General features: G+C 75.5%; 2 protein-coding genes. One reads left to right on the top strand and one right to left on the bottom strand.

The annotated features are described in order from the left end of the window. Positions 1-26 precede the first annotated feature (26 nt). Positions 27-1748: a phosphoenolpyruvate--protein phosphotransferase gene (gene ptsP / locus U4E84_RS16695; RefSeq protein WP_322533230.1), complete on the top strand. Its 1722-nt coding sequence runs from the start codon at positions 27-29 to the stop codon at positions 1746-1748. A gap of 30 nt (positions 1749-1778) precedes the next feature. Here the strand turns inward: ptsP and U4E84_RS16700 are convergent. After that, positions 1779-2087 (bottom strand): PTS mannose transporter subunit IID (locus tag U4E84_RS16700; protein ID WP_322533231.1); only part of this gene is annotated, 309 nt, incomplete at its 5' end.

Raw genomic sequence — 2087 nt, forward strand, 5'->3', positions numbered from 1 at the left:
CCGGTCGAAGAGGGGGAGGAGGCGCCGTGAGGACGCTCGACGGCGTCGGCAGCACGACGCGTTCGGGGGTCGGCGAGGCGCGCTGGTACCGCCCGGAGGCCGACCTGACGCTCCCCGACCGCCCCGCTCCCGAGTCGGTCGACGTCGACGCGGAACTGGATCGCTACGAGGCGGCTCGGGACGCCGTGCGCGAGGCCCTCCGGGAGGCCCGCGACCGGACGGCCGAGCGCGTGGGCGAGGAGGAGGCCGCGGTGTTCGAAGCCCACGAGGGCTTCCTCGACGACCCGACGATCGTCGAGGACGTCGAGGCCGCGATCGGCGACGGGACGCCCGCGGCACACGCCGTCGCGGACCGGTTCGACGAGGCCGTCGCGCAGTTCGAGGGGATGGAGGGGCGGATGGCCGAGCGCGCCGACGACCTGCGCGACGTCCGCGACCGGCTGCTCCGCGCGCTGCTCGGCGCCGAAGGGGACGGACCCGCCGGTGCCGCGGACCTCGCCGCGTTCCCCGACGGGACGATACTGCTCGCGGAGCGGCTCACGCCGAGCGACACCGCCGCGCTCGACCCGGACGCGGTCGCGGGGATCGCGACGGTCGAAGGGGGGCGCACCTCGCACGCCGCGATCATCGCGCGGTCGCTCGCCATCCCCGCCGTCGTCGGCGTGGGCGCCGACCTGGAATCGGTCGCGGACGGGGAGACGGTCCTCGTCGACGGCGAGGCCGGGACGGTCGTCGTCGACCCCGACGCGGAGCGCCGCGCCGCCGTGCGGGAGGCGGGCCCGGAGGCGATCCGCGAGCGCGTCGAGACGACCGACGGCCTGCGCGTCGAGGTCGCCGCCAACGTGGGCGGCGAGGCCGAACTGGCGCCGGCGGCCGAGCGCGGCGCGGACGGGGTCGGGCTGTTCCGGACCGAGTTCCTCTTCGTCGACCGCGAGGCGCCGCCGAGCGAGGCGGAGCAGTACGAGGCGGTCACGGCGGCGCTGTCGGCGTTCCCCGACGACCGCGTCGTCGTTCGGACGCTCGACGTCGGCGGGGACAAGCCGGTCCCGTACCTCGACCTCCCCGACGAGCCGAACCCGTTCCTCGGGGGGCGCGGGATCCGGCTGTCGCTCGACGAGCACGCCGCCCTCTTCGAGACGCAGCTCCGGGCGCTGCTTCGCGCGGCCGCGACCGAGGACGGCGACGGGCTCGCCGTGATGTTCCCCCTCGTCACGCGGGTCGAGGAGGTCGAGCGCGCGGTCGACGCCGTCGAGTCGGTCGCGGCCGACCTCGCGAACGAGGGCGTCGACCACGCGGTCCCCCAGCTCGGAGCGATGGTCGAGACGCCGGCGGCGACGTTCCTCGCGGACGCGCTCGCCGACCGCCTCGACTTCCTGAGCGTCGGGACGAACGACCTCGCCCAGTACGTGATGGCGGCCGACCGCGGGAACGACGCGGTGGCCGACTACCACGACCCGCTCCACCCGGCCGTGTTGCGCGCGCTCGACCGCACGACCGCGGCCGTCGAAGAGACCGACGCGTGGGTGGGAATGTGCGGCGAGATGGCGGGCGACCCGGCGCTGACGGAGCTGCTCGTCGGACTTGGCTTCGACGAGCTCAGCATGAGCGCCGTGACGGTCCCCGACGTGAAACGGCGGGTCCGCGGGGTCGACGCCGCCGCCGCGGCGTCGCTCGCGTCCGACGCGCTCGCCTGCGAGACGCGCCGCGAGGTGCTGGAAGTCTTGGGACTCGACGACCGCGCGGCGTAGACCGATCTTAAAAAAAGAGGCGACCTCGGGCTACAGCTTCTCGATGTCGCGGGCCGCCTCCGCCTGCTCGCGGACCGACTCGACCGTGGCCGACGGGTCGGTGGCCGCGACCGCCGCGTTGACCGCGCCTTCGAGGACGGGCGCGTCCGCGATGACCGCATCCGCGCCGCTCAGCTCGACCGCGACGTCCGCGTTCATCACCGCGCTGCCGAGGTCGACGAGGACGACGACGCCGTCCGTATCGCCGTCGCTCCCGTCGCCCGCGCCCCCGGCCGCCGCGTCGATGGCGTCCTCGATGGCGTCCGGGCCGGTGCCGATCCCGCCCTTCCCGTCCCCCCC

Origin of the sequence: Halorubrum sp. AD140, from assembly GCF_034497445.1 — an archaeon.
Taxonomy (GTDB): Archaea; Halobacteriota; Halobacteria; order Halobacteriales; family Haloferacaceae; genus Halorubrum.